This is a genomic window from Nocardia sp. NPDC005746 (genome assembly GCF_040630785.1).
Taxonomy (GTDB): domain Bacteria; phylum Actinomycetota; class Actinomycetes; order Mycobacteriales; family Mycobacteriaceae; genus Nocardia.
The window spans coordinates 1-17,883 of record NZ_JBEXYE010000034.1; the positions used below are offsets into that span (position 1 = coordinate 1).

23 protein-coding genes, 1 tRNA gene and 1 pseudogene are annotated in these 17,883 nt (G+C 65.7%); 16 read left to right on the top strand and 9 right to left on the bottom strand.

Going from position 1 to position 17,883, the window contains the following annotated elements; translation table 11 throughout:
* From ABZ412_RS34580 to ABZ412_RS34595, 4 genes and pseudogenes are all read left to right on the top strand, one after another.
* Nucleotides 1–332, top strand: a pseudogene (locus ABZ412_RS34580) (IS701 family transposase); the annotation flags it as partial.
* A 147-nt stretch (nucleotides 333–479) separates the two neighbouring features.
* A tRNA-Gly gene (locus ABZ412_RS34585) sits at nucleotides 480–552 on the top strand.
* Between the two features lie 93 nt (nucleotides 553–645).
* Nucleotides 646–1,089, top strand: coding sequence for a nuclear transport factor 2 family protein (locus ABZ412_RS34590; RefSeq protein WP_357093981.1), 444 nt, complete (start codon nucleotides 646–648; stop codon nucleotides 1,087–1,089).
* 105 nt (nucleotides 1,090–1,194) lie between these two features.
* Nucleotides 1,195–1,809 (top strand): class I SAM-dependent methyltransferase, encoded by a 615-nt coding sequence (locus tag ABZ412_RS34595; RefSeq protein WP_357289138.1) that lies wholly within the window; start codon nucleotides 1,195–1,197, stop codon nucleotides 1,807–1,809.
* A gap of 47 nt (nucleotides 1,810–1,856) precedes the next feature.
* On the opposite strand, the gene ABZ412_RS34600 is transcribed toward ABZ412_RS34595, so the two are convergent.
* The gene (locus tag ABZ412_RS34600; RefSeq protein WP_357289140.1) at nucleotides 1,857–2,216 is read right to left on the bottom strand and encodes an Rv2640c family ArsR-like transcriptional regulator; all 360 of its coding nucleotides are present in this window, start codon (nucleotides 2,214–2,216) and stop codon (nucleotides 1,857–1,859) included.
* A 102-nt stretch (nucleotides 2,217–2,318) separates the two neighbouring features.
* Between ABZ412_RS34600 and ABZ412_RS34605 the strand changes: the two genes are divergently transcribed.
* From ABZ412_RS34605 to ABZ412_RS34635, 7 genes are all read left to right on the top strand, one after another.
* Nucleotides 2,319–2,849, top strand: a complete 531-nt coding sequence (locus tag ABZ412_RS34605) for an ArsI/CadI family heavy metal resistance metalloenzyme (RefSeq protein ID WP_357289143.1) — start codon at nucleotides 2,319–2,321, stop codon at nucleotides 2,847–2,849.
* A 63-nt stretch (nucleotides 2,850–2,912) separates the two neighbouring features.
* Complete coding sequence (locus ABZ412_RS34610) at nucleotides 2,913–3,290, top strand: metalloregulator ArsR/SmtB family transcription factor (RefSeq protein ID WP_357289146.1); 378 nt, start codon at nucleotides 2,913–2,915, stop codon at nucleotides 3,288–3,290.
* Nucleotides 3,287–4,003: an aquaporin gene (locus tag ABZ412_RS34615; RefSeq protein ID WP_357289148.1), complete on the top strand. Its 717-nt coding sequence runs from the start codon at nucleotides 3,287–3,289 to the stop codon at nucleotides 4,001–4,003. The genes ABZ412_RS34610 and ABZ412_RS34615 overlap by 4 nt, the downstream gene beginning before the upstream one ends.
* A gap of 16 nt (nucleotides 4,004–4,019) precedes the next feature.
* Nucleotides 4,020–4,442, top strand: a complete 423-nt coding sequence (locus ABZ412_RS34620; RefSeq protein WP_357289151.1) for an arsenate reductase ArsC — start codon at nucleotides 4,020–4,022, stop codon at nucleotides 4,440–4,442.
* Nucleotides 4,439–5,428: a TauD/TfdA family dioxygenase gene (locus ABZ412_RS34625; RefSeq protein ID WP_357289153.1), complete on the top strand. Its 990-nt coding sequence runs from the start codon at nucleotides 4,439–4,441 to the stop codon at nucleotides 5,426–5,428. Before ABZ412_RS34620 ends, ABZ412_RS34625 begins: the two co-directional genes overlap by 4 nt.
* Nucleotides 5,429–5,544: 116 nt before the next feature.
* Nucleotides 5,545–5,949 (top strand): hypothetical protein, encoded by a 405-nt coding sequence (locus tag ABZ412_RS34630; RefSeq protein ID WP_357289156.1) that lies wholly within the window; start codon nucleotides 5,545–5,547, stop codon nucleotides 5,947–5,949.
* Nucleotides 5,950–5,996: 47 nt separating this feature from the next.
* Nucleotides 5,997–6,377, top strand: a complete 381-nt coding sequence (locus ABZ412_RS34635) for a hypothetical protein (RefSeq protein ID WP_357289158.1) — start codon at nucleotides 5,997–5,999, stop codon at nucleotides 6,375–6,377.
* Between the two features lie 65 nt (nucleotides 6,378–6,442).
* Here ABZ412_RS34635 and ABZ412_RS34640 read toward each other — a convergent pair whose 3' ends face one another.
* The 4 genes from ABZ412_RS34640 to ABZ412_RS34655 all read right to left on the bottom strand — a co-directional run bounded on the left by ABZ412_RS34640 (nucleotide 6,443) and on the right by ABZ412_RS34655 (nucleotide 9,097).
* Nucleotides 6,443–7,000, bottom strand: coding sequence for a hypothetical protein (locus ABZ412_RS34640; protein WP_357289161.1), 558 nt, complete (start codon nucleotides 6,998–7,000; stop codon nucleotides 6,443–6,445).
* A gap of 5 nt (nucleotides 7,001–7,005) precedes the next feature.
* The gene (locus tag ABZ412_RS34645; RefSeq protein WP_357289163.1) at nucleotides 7,006–7,722 is read right to left on the bottom strand and encodes a PP2C family serine/threonine-protein phosphatase; all 717 of its coding nucleotides are present in this window, start codon (nucleotides 7,720–7,722) and stop codon (nucleotides 7,006–7,008) included.
* A 78-nt stretch (nucleotides 7,723–7,800) separates the two neighbouring features.
* The gene (locus ABZ412_RS34650) at nucleotides 7,801–8,052 is read right to left on the bottom strand and encodes a hypothetical protein (protein ID WP_357289166.1); all 252 of its coding nucleotides are present in this window, start codon (nucleotides 8,050–8,052) and stop codon (nucleotides 7,801–7,803) included.
* A gap of 79 nt (nucleotides 8,053–8,131) precedes the next feature.
* Complete coding sequence (locus ABZ412_RS34655; RefSeq protein WP_357289168.1) at nucleotides 8,132–9,097, bottom strand: acyl-CoA thioesterase domain-containing protein; 966 nt, start codon at nucleotides 9,095–9,097, stop codon at nucleotides 8,132–8,134.
* Between ABZ412_RS34655 and ABZ412_RS34660 the strand changes: the two genes are divergently transcribed.
* Nucleotides 9,092–9,934, top strand: coding sequence for a hypothetical protein (locus tag ABZ412_RS34660; protein WP_357289171.1), 843 nt, complete (start codon nucleotides 9,092–9,094; stop codon nucleotides 9,932–9,934). The genes ABZ412_RS34655 and ABZ412_RS34660 overlap by 6 nt on opposite strands.
* A 138-nt stretch (nucleotides 9,935–10,072) precedes the next feature.
* Here the strand turns inward: ABZ412_RS34660 and ABZ412_RS34665 are convergent, their stop codons facing one another.
* Both ABZ412_RS34665 and ABZ412_RS34670 read right to left on the bottom strand, forming a co-directional pair.
* The gene (locus ABZ412_RS34665; protein WP_357289174.1) at nucleotides 10,073–10,789 is read right to left on the bottom strand and encodes an LppP/LprE family lipoprotein; all 717 of its coding nucleotides are present in this window, start codon (nucleotides 10,787–10,789) and stop codon (nucleotides 10,073–10,075) included.
* Nucleotides 10,790–10,954: 165 nt separating this feature from the next.
* Nucleotides 10,955–11,797: an SDR family NAD(P)-dependent oxidoreductase gene (locus ABZ412_RS34670; RefSeq protein ID WP_357289177.1), complete on the bottom strand. Its 843-nt coding sequence runs from the start codon at nucleotides 11,795–11,797 to the stop codon at nucleotides 10,955–10,957.
* A gap of 373 nt (nucleotides 11,798–12,170) precedes the next feature.
* Here ABZ412_RS34670 and ABZ412_RS34675 point away from each other — a divergent pair, with 373 nt between their 5' ends.
* From ABZ412_RS34675 to ABZ412_RS34685, 3 genes are all read left to right on the top strand, one after another.
* Entirely contained in the window at nucleotides 12,171–12,782 is a 612-nt protein-coding gene (locus tag ABZ412_RS34675; RefSeq protein ID WP_357289180.1) for a transcriptional regulator, read from the top strand.
* Nucleotides 12,783–13,246: 464 nt separating this feature from the next.
* Entirely contained in the window at nucleotides 13,247–14,032 is a 786-nt protein-coding gene (locus tag ABZ412_RS34680; protein WP_357289182.1) for a DUF1963 domain-containing protein, read from the top strand.
* A gap of 100 nt (nucleotides 14,033–14,132) precedes the next feature.
* Nucleotides 14,133–14,932, top strand: a protein-coding gene (locus ABZ412_RS34685) for an IS5 family transposase (RefSeq protein ID WP_357289184.1) whose coding sequence is annotated in 2 segments (ribosomal slippage) — nucleotides 14,133–14,463 and nucleotides 14,463–14,932 — 801 coding nt in all. Because the reading frame shifts where the segments join, the coding sequence is not laid out codon by codon here.
* A 20-nt stretch (nucleotides 14,933–14,952) separates the two neighbouring features.
* Here ABZ412_RS34685 and ABZ412_RS34690 read toward each other — a convergent pair.
* Nucleotides 14,953–16,230, bottom strand: a complete 1,278-nt coding sequence (locus ABZ412_RS34690) for an IS110 family transposase (protein ID WP_357289186.1) — start codon at nucleotides 16,228–16,230, stop codon at nucleotides 14,953–14,955.
* Between the two features lie 285 nt (nucleotides 16,231–16,515).
* Nucleotides 16,516–16,998 carry a hypothetical protein gene (locus tag ABZ412_RS34695; RefSeq protein WP_357289188.1) on the bottom strand — a complete coding sequence of 161 codons (483 nt, stop codon included), beginning with the start codon at nucleotides 16,996–16,998 and terminating at the stop codon, nucleotides 16,516–16,518.
* A gap of 244 nt (nucleotides 16,999–17,242) precedes the next feature.
* Between ABZ412_RS34695 and ABZ412_RS34700 the strand changes: the two genes are divergently transcribed.
* On the top strand, nucleotides 17,243–17,878 hold the full coding sequence (locus ABZ412_RS34700) for a hypothetical protein (RefSeq protein ID WP_357289190.1): 636 nt from the start codon (nucleotides 17,243–17,245) through the stop codon (nucleotides 17,876–17,878).
* Nucleotides 17,879–17,883 lie beyond the last annotated feature (5 nt).

The window sequence follows — 17,883 nt, forward strand, 5'->3', positions numbered from 1 at the left end:
CGCTGGTCGGTCGAGGACTGTTTCCAGACCGCGAAAACCGAAGTCGGGCTCGACCACTATCAAGTCCGTCGCTATGACGCCTGGTACCGACACATCACCCTGGCCATGCTCGCCCACACCTACCTCGCTGTCACGGCCGCTGTCTCCCCAAAAGCATTGGCAGCTGGCTCATTCCACTCACACTCGGCGAAATCAAGCGTCTCCTGGCACACCTGATCATCCCGACACACAACCTGACCATGGCATATCGCTGGTCGACCTGGCGACGAAGACATCAACACCGCGCCAAACAAGCCCACTACCAGCGAAGACAGGCAAACATCACGAAGTGATGCTGGAGTACTAGTCGGAAAGCAATGCCGCCAGGGCCCGAAGAGGTGGGGCCGCACCGCCGGTTCCAGCCGATTTGCACAACCCACCCACCCATAGGCTAATGTTCTGTCCCGCAAGCCGATCGGCCCACAAGGCCGGGTGAGCACGCGGATGTAGCGCAGCTGGTAGCGCATCACCTTGCCAAGGTGAGGGTCGCGAGTTCGAATCTCGTCATCCGCTCAACCGAAGTCCGGATCGATTGATAACGATCCGTTCCAGATCCATTCCGGATCGATTCTTCTCCCCGCCGCAGCTCGGCAATAACCTGTTGGCATGACGACAAACGTTGTGACCGAACAGGATCCGAAGATCGCCGCCATCGCCGCCTTCTTCGAGGCCTACGCCCGCTACGACCTCGACGGGATGCGGGCCGTCCTCACCGAGGACATCAGCTGGACCATTCCCGGCCGCCACCCGCTGTCGGGCACCAAGCACGGTATCGACGAGGTCGTGGAATTCTTCAACCAGCTCTCGACCGCGGGAATGAAGGCCGAGACGTTCTTCCTCGAAGCCAATGACGAATACGTCGTCGACATCCACCGCGGCTACTCCACCGCCGGCGAGGGCAAGGTCGACACCATGTGGGCGCTCGTCTGGCATTTCAACGCCGACGGCAAGGTCGACCGCGTCGTGAACCTCTCCGGCGACCAGCACCAGATGGACAACTACGTCTGGCAGAACTACACCCTCGCCCCGCTGCCGACTCGCCTGGCGTAGGCGCGGCAGCCGGGGCGCGTCCGCTACTCGCCAGCCCCCGCCCGGACACCGATTCGTGGGCTGGCAGAGTGAAGCGGACGCGCCCCGAGCGAGGAGGTTCAGACCATGAGCGGACGCACCCCCAGTCAGTGGGAGGAGATCATCGCCGCCGATCCCACCCACTCGACCCGCTACGTGGAGCGTTTCCGCGATCTGGCCGCCGAGGGCACCGACATCGTCGGCGAGGCGCGACTCATCGACGCCATGTTGGGGCGCGGCAGCCGCGTCCTGGACGCGGGGTGCGGGCCGGGCCGGATCGGCGGCCACCTGCACCAGGTGGGTCACACCGTGGTGGGTGTCGACGTCGACCCGGTGCTGATCGCCGCGGCCGAGCACGACCACCCCGGCCCCACCTGGCTTGTCGGGGACCTGGCCGAACTGGACCTGCCCGGCCGGGGCGTGCCCGCCGACTTCGACGCCATCGTCTGCGCGGGCAATGTGATGGCGTTCCTGGCGCCGTCCACCCGCCGGACCGTCCTGTCCGCCTTCGCCCGGCACCTCGCCCCCACCGGCCGCGCGGTCATCGGGTTCGGCGCCGATCGCGGCTACGACTTCACCCAGTTCCTCTCCGACGCCCAAACCTCCGGGCTCACACCGGATCTGCTGTTGTCGACGTGGGACCTCCGGCCGTTCTCCGCCGACGCGGACTTCCTGGTGGCCGTGTTCTCCCGCGCGAGCTGACCGGGGAAGTTACCGACCGGCTGCACGTCGCCGCCCTCGGGCTGGATTCAGCGGCAGCAGTTCGGGTCCAGCACCAGGCACAGGGCTGAGAGCGCGTCGCGGTAGGCGCGGTGAAAAGTGTTCATGCCGCGGCGTTCCGATTCGATCAGGCCCGCCTTCTTCAGCTGGCCGAGGTGGTGGCTGACGGTCGATTCGGCCAGGCCGACGGTCTCCGCGAGGTCACCGGTGTTCACCTCGCCCGCCGGGCTGGTGAGCAGCAACGAGAGCAGTTTCACCCGGGCCGGGTCGGCAATTGCCTTGAGCCGCAGCGCGATTTCGAGGGCGGCGGCATCGTCGACCGGGCCTGCGGCGACCGGGGCACAGCAGACCGGGGCGGACATGTCGATCACTGGTAGCGCCTTGGGCATGTGATCAACCTTACCGACCTTCTTGACATATGTCGAAGATGTGGCGCAGACTCGGTCACAGCAGTTCTTCGACATATGTCTCACAAGTGGAGGTACAGTCTCATGTCCCGCATCCAGCTCGCACTCAACGTCGACGACCTCGATCAGGCGGTCGCGTTCTATTCGACCCTGTTCAAGACCGAGCCCGCCAAGCGCAAGCCGGGTTACGCCAACTTCGCCGTCGCCGAACCCCCGCTCAAGCTGGTCCTGATCGAGAACCCCGGTCACGGCGGCAGCCTCAACCACCTCGGAGTCGAGGTGGAATCCAGCGAGCAGGTCCACGGCGAGATCGCCCGCCTGTCCGAGGCGGGGATGTTCACCGAGGAGCAGATCGCCACCACCTGTTGCTTCGCCACCCAGGACAAGGTGTGGGTGACCGCCCCCGACGCCGAACGGTGGGAGGTCTACACCGTCCTGGCGGACAGCGAGACCTTCGGCACGGCACCGGTTCTCGCCTCCGGGCAGGCGGCGACGGATGCGCAGGCCACGGCGGTCTGCTGCGGCACCGCCGAGGAAGCCGCCGCGGAGGGAGCCTGCTGCGGCAGCACCGCGAAGGCCGAGGCGGTCGCTGCGGGCCAGTCCTGCTGCGGCTGACGTCGCGGCGAATTCGCCGGTTGTTCGCTTGCGCGCGACTTCGACACCCGTCAATATCGACGTGTGTCGAAACGAGAACTGCCGCTCACCGCGGTGACCGCACCCGGATGTGAGGTCACTCCCCTGGCCCGGCAACCCTTGACCGCACCGGCCGCCACCGAGTTGGCGGCGGTGTTCAAGGCGTTGTCGGATCCGGTGCGGCTGCGGCTGTTGTCGGTGATCGCCAGCCATGTGGGCCAGGAAGCCTGCGTGTGCGATATCTCCGACGGCTTCGACGTCTCCCAGCCCACCATCTCCCACCATCTGAAGGTGCTGCGGGAAGCCGGGCTGCTGTCGAGCGAGCGCCGTGGCTCGTGGGTGTACTACCGTGTCGAGCCCGGAGCGCTGCGGCAGCTGTCGGATCTGCTGGATATCGCCTTGCCCGAGGCGGCCGCACGATGACCGTCCTGTCCCGGCGTTTGCTGGCCGAGTTCGTCGGCACCGGACTGCTGGTGTGCGTGGTCGTCGGGTCCGGCATCGCGGCGCAGCAGCTGTCCGCCCATGACGTCGGGCTCCAGCTGCTGGAGAACTCGACCGCGACCGTGTTCGGGCTGGGAGTGCTGATTCTGATCCTCGGACCGGTCTCCGGCGCGCACTTCAATCCGGTTGTCTCGGCAGCTGATTGGTGGGCGGGTCGCCGCCTCGACACCGGCCTCACCACCGCCGAGTTGCTCGCCTATGTCGGCGTCCAGGTGCCCGGCGGCATCGCCGGGGCAGTGCTGGCCAACATCATGTTCGATCAGCGGGCCGTCCAGATCGCGACCCATCACCGGGTCACCACCGGCCATCTCGTCGGTGAGGTGGTGGCCACCGCCGGGCTCATCGCCGTCATCTTCGCGCTGGTGCGCACCGGCCGCGCCGCGCTGGCGGCCGTCGCCGTGGCCGCCTATATCGGTGCGGCGTACTGGTTCACCAGTTCCACCAGTTTCGCCAATCCCGCCGTCACGGTCGGCCGAATCTTCTCCGACACCTTCGCCGGGATCGCACCCTCCTCGGCGCCCGCGTTCATTGCCGCGCAATTCCTCGGCGCCGCACTGGGATTCGTCCTGGTCGGCGCACTGTTCCCCGCTCCCGCCCCGGCCGAGCGCGCCGCGGCCGACGTCCCGACCGCCTGAAAGGCTCCGCCCACCAATGACCTCCGTCAAGCCGAGCGTCTTGTTCGTCTGCGTCCACAACGCGGGCCGCTCCCAGATGGCGCAGGGCTTCCTCGCCCACCTGGCCGGGGACGCCATCGAAGTCCGCTCGGCCGGAACCGCGCCCGCCGACACCATCAACCCGGCCGCGGTCGAGGCCATGGCCGAGCTGGGCATCGACATCACCGCCCAGGCACCGAAGGTCCTCACCCCCGACACCGTGCAGACCTCCACCGTGGTGATCACCATGGGTTGTGGCGACACCTGCCCCTACTTCCCCGGCGTCGACTACCGCGACTGGACCCTGGACGACCCGGCGGGCAAAGGCGTCGAGGCCGTGCGGCCGATTCGCGACGAAATCCGCACCCGGGTGGAACAACTCATCGAAGAGTTGCAGACATCAGGAGTGGATCCGCGATGAGTGCCGTCTCCCGACCCGCGCAGTCACCGGCAGTCTGGCGCGGCGCGGACCTCGGCGACTCCACCGAATGGGCGACCGTCCTGACCGACGCGCAGCGCGCGGAGATCGTGGACGCCACGCGCGCGGCCCTGGCCGCCGGGCGTGATGCCACGGACCTGCGCCGCGAGGACTTCCCGCTGCCGGGCCTGGCCGAACCGCTGCGCGAGTGGACGGTCACGTTGGCGCAGGGCCGCGCCTTCGTTCTCATCCGCCGGTTCCCCGTCGAGCTGCTGACCGAGGAGGAGACCGAGCTCGCCTACGTCGGTCTCGGCCTGCACCTGGGCACTCCGGTCAGCCAGAACGCGGCGGGCGACCTGCTGGGCCACGTCCGCGACGAGCGCCTCCCGCGCACCGGCCCGGCGGTGCGGCTCTACACCACCAATGAGCGTCAGGACTTCCACACCGACGGCTCCGACCTGGTCGGGCTGCTGTGCTTGAACCCCGCGAAAACCGGTGGGGAGAGCCGCATCGCGAGCTCCCTGGCCGTCTACAACCACATCCTGGCCGAACGGCCCGATCTCCTCGAGGTGCTGCGCAGCCCCTTCCACTGGGACCGCAACGACGAGCAATCCCCCGGCGAGGCGCCGTATTTCACCCTGCCTGCCATCCATGACATCAACGGCACACCCCGGATCTTCTACATCGGCTGGTACATCCGGGACGCCCAACGCCACCCCGGCGTCCCGCCCCTGACCGATCTGCAACTCGAGGCCATGCGCATGCTCGAGGACACCGCCAACGACCCCGCCTTCTACCTCCCCATGGAATTCGCTCCCGGCGACATCCAGATCCTCAACAACGCGAAGATCCTGCACAGCCGCGAGGCCTACACGGACCACGAGGACCCCGCCCGTCGCCGCCACCTGCTGCGCCTGTGGCTCACCGCTCATTCCTTCGCCACCGTCGAGGACATGCTTCGCGAGGGGATCCCACCGCGCCAGGGCTGATCACCCGGCGCCCTGCGAGACGGCGACCGGACCGGTCCCGGTAAGGAAATCGATAGCGAGCGTTAAGCGCCGGACCGTAGTTTTTGGGGAGTCCAGCTCCGAGGGGGTGAAAGGCTATGGCGCTACGTATTTCCGGACAGGCGATCACCAGTGACATGACGCCTGAGACCGCGCATCTGGTTCCCGGTCCTGCCGGGAGCCGGTGGGTGCTCAGCTGGCTGCCGGGGCGGGATCTGACCCGGGAGCAGGCCATCGACGGGATGGCGCTCGACGAGATCCTGAGTGACCTGGCCTCCGCCGAGGAGGAATTCGTCCTGGAGTTGGCGGCGCTGCGAGCCGAATCGCTGGGGATGCGGCTCGAGGAGGCCGTCGTCCGGTTGGCGGCGCGCATCATCGAACGCGACCGCCGGCAGCGGCGCGCGGACGGTGCGGACCGTCCCCCGGGTGAATTCCCGGAGGGACGGTACTGCACCCGACGCGCGAATCCTCCCATCCCCCAGTGCCACTCGCGCGCGCACTGACCGTCCGTCCTAGAATTGCGGCCACAGACCAACCGGGGAGGATCCACGTGGCCGCAACGATCACCATCTCGATCACCGACGCCGACGACGACATCGCCGAACTGGCCTCGCTGTTCGAGGCGATCGTGGTGGACGACGACCTACGCGCCGTCCACAAACGACTGATCAGCGGCGAACCCGTCCCGGACGCGCTCGGCGCATCGGAACTCATCAAACTGGTGGTCGAATCCGCGCCCTTGATGGGTGCGGTCACCGCATGCGTGACAGCCTGGATCGCCAGCCGCACAACGAAATTCACCTTGAGAATCGGCGACTCGGAAATCTCGGTCAAGGGCGAAGTCCCCGAGGACGTCGTACGGCAGGCCCTCGAACAGATCCGCCCCAACGGGGTTCAGAAGCAGGACACGAAGCAAATCGAGGAGGCGTAGTCCTGTCCCGATCCACGTCAGGGAGGGGACTCCGCGCGAATCCCCAGGACGAGTCGGCGACGCGCTCAGATCGGCAGCAGCGGATATTGTTGCGCCGCAGTCGGTCTCGACTCGCATTCGCCGCGTGCCGGCCGGTTCGGTCGGCGCGGTGCGGCAAGACAGGACGTTCTCTCGTTCCCCTGTCTGCGCCGACCTTCCGGCGGTGAGGTGGCAGCTACTCTCCTCGCCAGGGCAAGCCATGGAACGCTGAACACGGCTTTGCCCTGATCCAGCACGCTCACGACCACCTCCGCCGGCGCCGGCGCGAAGATGTCCACCACCTCGAGCTCCGCACCTCGCCGATCATGGTCGAGAACGTGTGCCCGCCGGCCATTGTCGAACTGCCGCAACATGCCCGACGGCCACACATCTGGCCGAGCGCCCTGACAGCACAACAGTCGGCCCCTGGCCTCCAGATACTCGCGGACAGCGAGCAGGCAACTCAGGTAGTCGTCATCAGCCGACCCGAACACGCCATGACCCACCAACTCCACCCGCGCCACAGAGGGCTCACCCAGACGAAGTACGACCAGCCACTGCACACCCGCGGAATCAACCGCCGTCAAGTTCACAACCTGCGACATGTCGTTCACTCGACTCGGATCACGATGGCGGAGGCGTTGTCGTTTCCGCCCGCTGTCTCGCAGGCGGCCAAAAGGGCGGTGACGACAGAGTCCGGCGGTGTATCGCGACCGAGAAATGTCCGTAGCTCGTCGTAGCCGACCTGTTCGGATACGCCGTCGGTGCACAGCAGGTATCGGTCACCGGGTCTCATCGTCACGCTGAGCACATCGGGTTCCGGCGCGGACCCATGGCCGACATAGCGTGTCAGTTGATATCGGGCCGCCGCGGCCTGTGCCGAGTCGAACGGATACCAACCGTGCACCGCCCCCAGCCATGCCATCGTGTGGTCGGTGGTCAACAGTTCGAGCAGCCCGGCACGCCACCGATATACACGCGAGTCACCGATCTGAACGAGCCAGTAACCCTGTGGCGCGGCAATCATGGCGGTAAGAGTGCATCCGGCGAGGTCCCGCAATTCACGGCCGACGCGGCTCACGTCGGCATGAGCTGCTGCCACCGCATCGCGCAGCGTGTCCGGCCCCAGTTCTGCCACACGCGTGGCGTAGTCGACGAAGGTATCGACAGCGATCCGCCCCGCGGCCGCACTGCCCGGCCCATCTCCCATACCGTCGGCCAGCACCGCGAGCAAGGGCTTCTCAGCGAGATAAGTGACGTCGAAGTTCGCCGAATAGCGATTGCCCGTATCGCTGCCCACGGCGGTTTTGATGTCGAGACCATCCACAGCGTCAAGGCTATCCACGGCGAAATGCCGACACCCACTTGGGCGAAAAGGTTCGTGGAACCGCGCCACTGCGGCCGATCACTCCGTTGGAACCGTCGGCTGTTCCGGTCCGCCCAGCACGATCGGCCGGTAGGCCAGCGCCTTGTCCACGATCTGTTCAGCAGTCAGCGGCGGGTCGGAGAAGTCCCAGAAGATGTAGTCCGAGATGCGCGGGTCCGTCACCGAATCCTGCAGCTGAGTGAGCCATTCATCCAACTGCTCGTCGCTCCCTTCGCCGCTCGCGACGCGCGCTACCAGTTCGATGAGCTGCACACGATCGAGCTTGGCCATGCCGACTCCCGACTCCAGAGTGATTCCCACCCATGATCGCAGCGGCCGCAGGAGAACCAGCGCGGGAGATCTAGTGCACTTATAGACCTTGGCTTTCGTGTGCCGCCCGGAAGACTCGGGCCTGGGTGGTGGCCGACGCCCGCGCCGCCCCGGTCGTATCGCGGAGAGTCCCTTGCATACTGGCCAGTTGATGGTCGACTCGCCCGTCGGCTTCCAGCAGCGTGGGCGCGGGTGCCGCGTGTCCTGCCGACCAGATGACCGACAGATCCAGGCTGACCATTCGAGTCAGTGGGGATTCGGTCCGCATCCCGGCATCCAAGAGGAATGCGTCGAAGAACATGATGTCGGTCAAGCGTCCGCAGATCTCGGCGGTTCGGTGCTCCGAGTCTGCGGTGTCCGGCACCGCCCACAGCGCGACGCGCGCTTGTCCGTCATAGAAGTCGTCGTAGGTCAGCGGGTAATCCACTGCCCGCAGGTTCAGTCCTTTCAAGAACGGTGCCCATTCGGTCACCCAGGGCACACGGTCGCAGTCGTCGAACGAGATCGGCTGGGTGCCTTGGCCTTCGAGGCCGTTCATCATCTGCGGATCTACGAACCACGCCAAGGCGGTCAACACCAGGGCGCCGTCCTGTTCGATGGTGACCTCACACAATCCGCAGCTGCGGCCGGCCGACAGTGCCCGAGACGCCACCCGCAGCGCGCCTGGCTTGGTGGGCGCGGTGAACACGGTGTGGATGCTGCGCAATGTGCGGCCCGGCATGTGCGCGAATCCCGCCAGCGCGGCGACCGCCGCGGAGTAGCCCCCGAAACCTATTCCCTGATAGCACAATTCGGGCGGTACGATCGACCGGAACCCGGAGTCTTCCGCTTCGAGGCGCACGTCCCCGAACGGGGTTGGAATCTGCAACGGCGTCGTCATGGTGAACCGCCTATCAGTCGCGTATGAGAAGGTTGAAATGCCTCGATCAAGCTTGCCCTCCTCGATGGCGTGCGTGGCCTGTTGGCCGCGGAGGTCTTCCTCACGTTCGAGCCACGCCTTGTGCAATTCATCGGCCGGCTGATCGTCGTTGCATGGTCGGGCTGTCAGCCCCGCGTCTTATTGTGGCGGCCACGCCGCGCAGGCAGCCGGCCAACGCATAAGGGAGAACGTGTCGTGCTGTACGTCGTAGTCAACGGATTCTGGGGCCTCCGTGGGGAATCCGTGCCAGGCATCGCTGAACGGTGGTACGCCACGCTGCACGCGCTCGCGGGCATCGATGGCTCGACGTTCGAGCGATGGCACGAGGTTGGCGCGGACCTCCCGTCCGATCCCGTGGTGGAGCCCTCGGTCCCCGCACTGGCGGACTACATCGGGCGCACGAATACTGGTCCCGATCTCGACGTCATCGGATACACGACGTCGCTGTGGGCGCAGAACCCCAGTACAGCGCACGTGTCCATGGCGATTCACGCGGGCAGTACCTCGCGTTACGCGGTGAACTCCGTCGTACTCGCCTTCCGGTCACGCGAGATCGACGAGAACGCGCAGGTGATCCGGCGCGCTCCGCAGATCCTGCGGCTGCTCGCGGAGCACTGGGAGATCGACGCCGGACAGGTCTACGACAAGCATCAGTACCGCGCGGTGGCCGAACGGTTCGCCCTGGCCAACAGCGCCCCCCGTTGTGGGCGTGCGGCCTTCCTCTCCGCTCGCCGGGCAGCCCTCGCGCCCGAAGGGCTGCCTGCAACCTATATCCACACCGCACACGATGGACTGGTCATCGACCTCACCGTTGACGGCACGCAGTCCCCGGCCATCGAGACGATCCTCGAAGCGAACATCCGATTACGTGCCGCCGGGGCAATGGAAGAGCTCCCGATCCCGTTCGATCGCGCCACGTTCTGACACCCGCGTTCGCGCTCGCACTGTTGCTGGGCGGCCATGAGTTTGAGCGGAATGCGCCTCCGCCACTAGACGATTCCGCTCATGACGCCAGCCGACACATCGGGACAGGGTCGGCCCGCTCGAGCATCGGCCTGACACTCAGTTGCTCGGCGGGAACTCCCCCTTCGCCACCACCTTGCCGCCCGAGAGCGTGAAGGTCACCACGCTGGGGCCGCCGCTCGGGCAGCACAGGGCGTCACTGGATTTCGCCCACTTGTACTGCACCGAAACGGTATTCGCGGTCTTTCCGACGACCTTGGTGTAGCCGTAGGGGCTGGACGTCGCGGTACCCAGGTAGGTGCCGTTGGTGAAGAACAGGACATGGGTGTACGGGTGAATATTGCCCGATTCCACCGTCATCCACGACAGTACGCCCTCGCAGCCCGCCGAGATCGGGTCTTCGCTGGCGAACGGATTGCCCCACGCGCCGGTCGAGGACGGGGCGAGGCTCTTGATCGCCGAATTGGCGAGCCCGGAATTGAGGTCGAAGCACATTCCGTGGCCGCTGCCGTTGGGTGCCGGATTCGTGGTCACCGGCACGATCGTGGGTTTCGGGGCGTCGGTCGCGGCACCGGTGGCGGGCGCGGCCTGCGGCGAATTTGCTTCGCCCGCAGAGGGATCGCCGCCCTCTCGGCCGGGGGTCTGGACGGACGGCGGAGCCGACTGGTCGCCCTGCGCCGGTGCGGTTGTTCCCGGGGATGCGGCGACTGTCGTGCTCACCGTTCCCGCCTGGGTCGACGAGCTGCCGGAGCATCCGCTCGCGGCCGCCACAAGGGCGGTGGCGAACACGGCGAACAGCACTGGTCTGGCCTTCATATTTCTCCTCGCATCGACACCTCATCCCCGACTTCCATCCCAAATGGAAGGACATACTGGTCATCGGGTTCAATCAGGCAGTCGTTATCGGAGCGCTTGCGGCAGTGTGCCCCAAAAATCAGGGGCGCGAACATAATTCGCCCACACCACCGGTATGCCGCCGCGTCAGTTCCACCCGGTGGGTGATGCTTGCGCGATTGCGTCGGGGATGGTGCTGCCCGGGAATCCGATCCGGTCGACGATGGGTCGAATGAGGCCCGGGATCCGTGCGAATAGACCGAGTCGTTTCGGCACGACGATCAGGTCGGCGCGGCGTTCGATGCCTGAGACGATGCCGGCGACCACGTCGTCGAGGGGGATCATCTTCCACAGGCCACTGGCGTTTCCCTTCCACAGGGTGTTGCCGGCGGGATCGGAGTGGACCTGATCCATCATCGGCGTCTTGAAGAAGGTGGGGTGCGCGCTACCGACACCGACCCCGAGGTGGCGCACCTCGAGGCGGGTCGAGTCGGCCAGCGCCCACACCCCGGCCTTGCTCGCGGTGTAAGCGCCTTGCAAGGGAGAGTGCACGAACGCTGCCATCGAGGAGATCGCCAACAGGTAGCCCTTCTGCTGGGTGACGTGCGGGAGCCCGGCGCGGAACGTGCGCCAGACACCGTTCAGGTTGATGTCGGTCACGCGGTCGAAGACGGCGGGGTCGACAGTGGCCAGCGGAGCCATTGCCCCGACCCCGGCGTTGGCGATCACCACGTCGATACGACCGAAATGCGCGGCCGCAGCATCGATTGCCCGCTGAAGGCTGTCGAAGTCTCGGACATCGGCAGCCCACCCGCGAGCAGCGGCGTCGGGGCCCAGCGCTTCGGCTTGCCGCGCGACGGCGTCGGCATCGAGGTCGAGCAGCGCCAGGTTGGCGCCGCAGGCTGCCACGGCTCGTGCGAGCGCGGATCCGAGTCCGCCGGTGGAGCCGGTGATCAGGACGGTGCGCCCGGCGAGGTGGTAGCGAGACACGGTGGATGACTCCTCGGTTGCGATCGAAGGTGCGCGGTCGATTCAAGCGGTGGAGGGGACGTTCTGAGCGAGGAAAGCGAGCTGGCTGGCGATATTTCGTTCGAAGTGTTCGCCGACGTGGATGTCGACATGCCCTGCAGGAGGTGATCAAGAGAAGATTTTGCCCGTGGACTTCGTCATCGACCTGAACCACGCCGCTGCCGAGATCGTCTCGCGCCTGCGCGCCTGGACCCGTAGCTGGGCTATTGACGCCGTTCAGCGGTGAGCACGATGTACTCGATGCCGGTCCGCCACCCTGGAGGTTCGGTCAGCACGGCAGACCCGGCGCAACGTCGCCGCCAACGCGATCAGGTGAGTAAGAGAGACTTCTCGTATGAGTCTTGCAGCACGTCTGGAGCAGCTCGGCCGCCCGCTGGTCGAGGAGCAACTTGCGCATCCGACCCTGGCGGGGATCGCGAAAGGCGACATCGCCGAGCCGGTGTTCCGCTCCTGGCTGGAACAGGACTACCTGTTCCTGCTCGACTACGTCCGCGTCTTCTCCCGCCTCGCCTGGCAAGCGCCCGCCGCCCACCTCGGCGATTTGGTCGACCTCGCGCACGCCACTTTCCACGACGAAATCTCGCTGCACCGCAGTCTGGCGGCGGAGTTCGGCGCCGACCTCGACGGCGCCACCAAAGGCGAGCCGTGCACGAAATACACTGCGTTCCTGCTGGATTCGGCCGCGAACTACGCCGACGGCCTGGCCGCCCTCTACCCCTGCATGTGGGGCTATTCGACACTCGGCGCGATCCTCGCACAGAACCCTCCCGCCGACCCGCGCTACCAGCGCTGGATCGACACCTACGCCGACCCCGGCTTCGCGGCCCTCACCGCCCGCTGCGCCCAGATGCTCGACGAAGTCGGCGGCGACAACGCGGAGGAGCTGTTCCTGACCGGCATGCGCCACGAACTCGCGTTCTGGGATGTGCCGGTCGGCCGCGGATGAACCGGTAGGTCGTCCGCGACTTCCCGGCCGAGGAGAGGTTCATTGGTCACACCCAGCCCCCATCACTGGAAGACGCGCTGATCGCTGTCCGTGGTCTGCTCATCGACACGGCGGCTAAGGATGAACACAACCAAGAACCCGAACGACGCAAGCCCGGTCGGCGCCGCGCTGGCCATCGACCGGTTGGACGCTCTAAGAAGGGCGTTGAGCGGCGAGCAAGCTGCGAGATGAGTGCAGGGCCACTGATCCTCAGATGGAACACTGGCGGGTTCGAACGACCCCATAAGCGGCAGGTCACGATGTCGCGAGTGCGTCTGAAGCAGTCTCGGCGCGATACAGCCTGCCTCAGAGTTTCGGACTTCATCGATGCACACGCCGTAGACGGGGCGGTTGTCGTAGGCCCGGACGTTCGGCGAATCGATTCTCGTTGGGTGTTGTCGGGTAGTGCTGGCACGATCGTTGCCGTGACCGAGCCCGACTTCCGCGCCTTGATGCGAGACCACGTTCCCGAAGAATTCCACCCCGAGATCGAGCTGACTGTCCGTGAAGGGTTACGACTGCGCCATGCTCGCGAGGATGACACTATCATCGGCTATTTTGGCGGCCTGCCACAGTTGCCGGACGGATTCGCCTGGCCCGGAGCCGATCACGGACACTACGAGCACGTCGCCACCATCGATCTCGCCGCCCTACCGAAACTGGATCTGAATCTGCCTGCCTCCGGAAAGATCTCGGTCTTCGGAGATACGAATGGCTGGGCCGGGGCCTGCCTGTTCTTCCCCGACGACGTAGCCCTCAATGAGGCGCCCTTGCCGCCGGACCTCGCCGAACGCAACGGCCTCATCAGTCGTGTCGACATGACCTACGCGGTGGTCGAAACCATCCCCGATGCACAGTGGTTCGAGGAGAACCTCCTCGACGGCAACGACCACGACGACGAGGCGTACGCGGGATTCGAAGCGTTCGCCGAGGCATTCTTCACCCATTCCTGGGCCTGGCACCAGCTCGGTGGCTGGGCCAACGAGATCCAAGGACAACGCGACCGCGGCCTGCTGCCAGGCACGGCCGCCGAACAACACTTCTACTCTGACTTCGAGCCGTCGGGTCCGCTGCTACTCGTCCAGTTCGACACCGATCCCGACATCAACATGGCGTGGGGAGACTTCGGCACTCTTTACTGCTTCATCACCCCACAGGATCTGGCCGCTCACGACTTCACCAAGGTCAATGTCCACTGGGAAAGCTACTGAGCAGCCGAGTCTGTCACTAACGCTCGACCTCGGCGCTAAGAGCTCCTAGCAGGTTCGGTAGGTTGGCGTCGGGTTCTGTTGCAGTGCAGTATGTTTCGTTGTGGCAGCGTCTTGGATCGTGGATGACGAGTTGTGGTCGGTAATCGAACCGCTACTGCCGGTGAAACCGGCCGGGACACCGGGACCGCCGCAGATGGACAGCCGCCGGGTGTTGCAGGGGATCTTGTTCGTGCTGATCACCGGTATCGGATGGGAAGACCTGCCCCAGGAACTGGGGTTCGGGTCCGGAATGACCTGTTGGCGCAGGTTGCGGGACTGGCAAGCCGCCGGGACGTTCGAGCAGATCTATCAGGCCGTGCTCGCCCGCGCCCATGCCGCCCGACTGATCGACTTCGACCGGGTCATGGTCGACGGCTCGCACGTGCGGGCGAAAAAAGGGGTGCCGCAACAGGTCCGAGCCCGGTCGACCGCGCCAAGACCTGTTCCAAGCACCACATCCTGACCTGCGCGAACGGATTCCCGCTCGCCGTCGTGTTGTCGGCGGCCAACGTCAACGATCACCTGATGTTGCCCACGCTGCTCGACCGGGTTCGCCCCCTGCGCGGGCGTGCGGGCCAACCCCGCCGCCGGATCGCCAACCTGATCGCCGACAAGGGATACGACTACCCCAGTGTGTATTCGCAACTGCGGCAACGACGTACCACCGGCTACATCGCGCGCCGCGGCACCCGCGACAAGGTCACCGCCGGCCGCTGGATCGTCGAACAATCCTTTGCCCTGCTCCACCAGTACCGGCGACTGGCCATCCGATGGGAACGACGCACCGATATCCACCACGGATTCCTCGACCTCGCCGCAGCCCTGATCTGCTGGCGACGACTCAGCAACCGAACCCGATAGACATCCCAGGAGCTTGAATGTCAAGCAGTAGATGGTTGAGTGGGACCTGGCCATGCCGTGGCTTCGTCGTAGTGGGTTCGGGTTTTGAGGCAGCCGTGCAGGATGCCGACGAGTCGGTTGGCGAGCTGGCGTAGGGCGGCGTTGTGGCCGGCACCGCGGGCACGGTGGCGGTCGTAGTAGGCGCGAGCGCCCTGGGACCACAACAGTGCGGATTGTGCTTGGGTGGTGAGTGCGTCGATGAGGCGGTCGTTGTGCACGAACCGTGCCAGGGCGACCTTCTTTTTGCCCGACGCGCGGGTGATCGGGGAGGTGCCTGCGTAGTTCTTGCGGGCCTTGGCGCTGGCGTAGCGGTGGGGGTCGTCACCGAACTCGGCAAGCACCCGGGCACCCAGGACCGATCCCAGCCCCGGCTGGGACAGGATGATCTCAGCGGCCGGGTGCTGCCCAAAATGGGTATCGACCTGCCCGTTCAGGGCCTTGATCTGAGCGTTGAGAACGGTCAGCACCGCCAGCAACGCCTGCACCGACGCGGCGTAGGCCTCGGTCACGACGTCGGGTTGTCCGAGGTGCTCGCAGCGCAACGCGGCCCGGACACGGGCGGCCTTGTCCGCGACGTCCTTTCGGCGCGCGCGTTTGAGCGCCGCACTGATCTGCGCGATGGTCATCCGCGCCGCCTGGGCCGGGGTGGGTGCTTTGGCCAGCAGTTCCAGGGTGTCGGGGGCGTCGAGATCCTCGAAAGCGACCAGCGCGGCCGGGAAGTAGTCGCGCAGCGCGTGGCGCAACCGCTGCGTCTGGCGGGTCCGTTCCCAGATCATCGTCTTGTGCATGCGGGCGACGACCTTGACCGCCTCGGCCCGTGCGGAATCTCCTGCGACCGTCCGCAATTCGTGAGCATGGGTGCGGACCATGTCCGCCAGGACGTGAGCATCGCCGGCATCGCTCTTGGCGCCCGAGACCCCCAGTCGGTCACGAAACCTGGACGCCTGCAACGGGTTTACCGCCATCACCGTATATCCGGCCGCGATCAGCGCCCCGACCCAAGGGCCCCGGTCGGTCTCGATACCGACGATCACCTCGACCTCGTCGGCGTCCTCGCCGACCAGATCCCCGATGACCGCGTGCAACCTCGCCATCCCGGCGACGCCCTCGGGTAGTCGTGCCCTGGCCAGGCGGCCACCGGAAGCGTCCATCACCTCCACATCGTGGTGGTCCTCGGCCCAGTCATCACCGACGAACAGTCGCAACGATCCTCCCAATCTCCACGGCGAACGCGATCGAGCAGCCAGCAGGAGAACCATCAGCGACCTAATCAAGCAGTGCTCACGACCGTTTCGGGCGGGCACGACATCCCAGCAGCGATCAACTCTCCCAACCTACCGGCAAGGGCACGGTCTATCGTCAGGACTCGAAGTCCAGGAGCTCGGAGTGCTCACCCGCCGGTCGGCCACCACAAGGAGTTTGCCCGATGGCTCACTCCCCGAACTGATTAGGAGCTCTAAGGTCGACGGCCGGTCCCCTTCTGCCCAGACAACGCTGGCCGGTTCGATCAGCGCGGTATGCGGCAGATAAGGACGTGACTGTCACTAGCTGCCTGCCCCAGCAGCAATCTCGACAAATGCGAGACCATCAGCAAAGGCGGATGCTCCTACCTCCACGGTGATCTCGACGAGTCCCGGCGCTGCGTCCCCGGCGACGCTGATTCCTGTGGAGAACAGCTTGTACCCGCCGGGCGAGACATTGAGATTGACCTCGCCGATCCAGGTGTGCCGATCATCCGACAGCACTCCCTTGCATCCGCCCCCGGCCAGATTGTCCCAGAGCCACCTGCTCGCTACGGGAGTATGCAGCGAAACGGTGTCTGGCACAGAGATCCTGACGGTCTCCCGCCCAACTGGTTCGCTGCCGTTGTTGAGGATCACCAGTCCGGCATATACCAACTCCTCACCAGGATGAACCCTGCTGGGGTTCTGCGGCCAAAGAATGAGCTCTTGACCAACCTTCGACCTCAGCCCCTGAGTGGGATCGAGCCAGAACGACGTCTCTTGAAGGACTTGCCATTTCGTCATCTACGCACTCCATCACGGCGGCACCGCACCTGCCACTTCATGCAACGTATGCGGCTCCTGCCCCAGCGACTCGCGTACGAAACTCGGCATTACCGCGCACTGACGACATCCGGTCGGCCCGGCTCAGATGCCCCCTGCCCGTTGATCTTCCACGCACCCGCTGGCCGGTTCGGTCAGCGCGCCACGCGGCAGAAGAGGATGTTCGCCGATGCCACCACAGAACGTCGTCTTCTACGATTCGGCTGTGCGAAACCTGTTCGACCCCAGCGTGCTCAGATGGCCCCAGTTGCGCGATTCACTGCACGTCTACGTCCTGCCCGGTTCGGAGTTCGTCAACATTGTGCAGCCTGCGGTCGACGCGGTCGCAGGGTTCGACTTCTGTGTACCAGTCGCTCCACAGTGGATGCATGCCACGGTCACCCGGATTCCTTGGTGGCGTACTGAAGTCGACGATCGAACACTCACGGAGTTCGGTCATGCTCTCGACGTGATTGCGGCAGGAACCGCCGCCTTTTCCATGCAGATGACCGGTCCGTTTCCTGATGAGACCGGTGTCGCCATGGAGGCATCTTCGAGCGCGCTGTGGCGGCGACTACTCGACGGCACACGTGCCGCAGCCGAGCAGATCTTCGGAACCAGCCGGCCGCTCCCTGCCCCGCCGACGAGGCCCCATGTGTCGCTCGGCTACGGCGTCGCCGATGCCGATTCGGAACACCTCCTGGGTGCACTGAAGCCCATCGAAGTGTCCGCCGAGCTCGCCGTCAAGGAATTGTGTTTCGTTGCTGTACACCAAGATCCGAGTGCGGGGACATTCACCTGGGACGTGATCTCATCGCACCGGCTGGCCGCTGGGGCTCGAGATCGCACAGTTGATCTCTAGGCCGC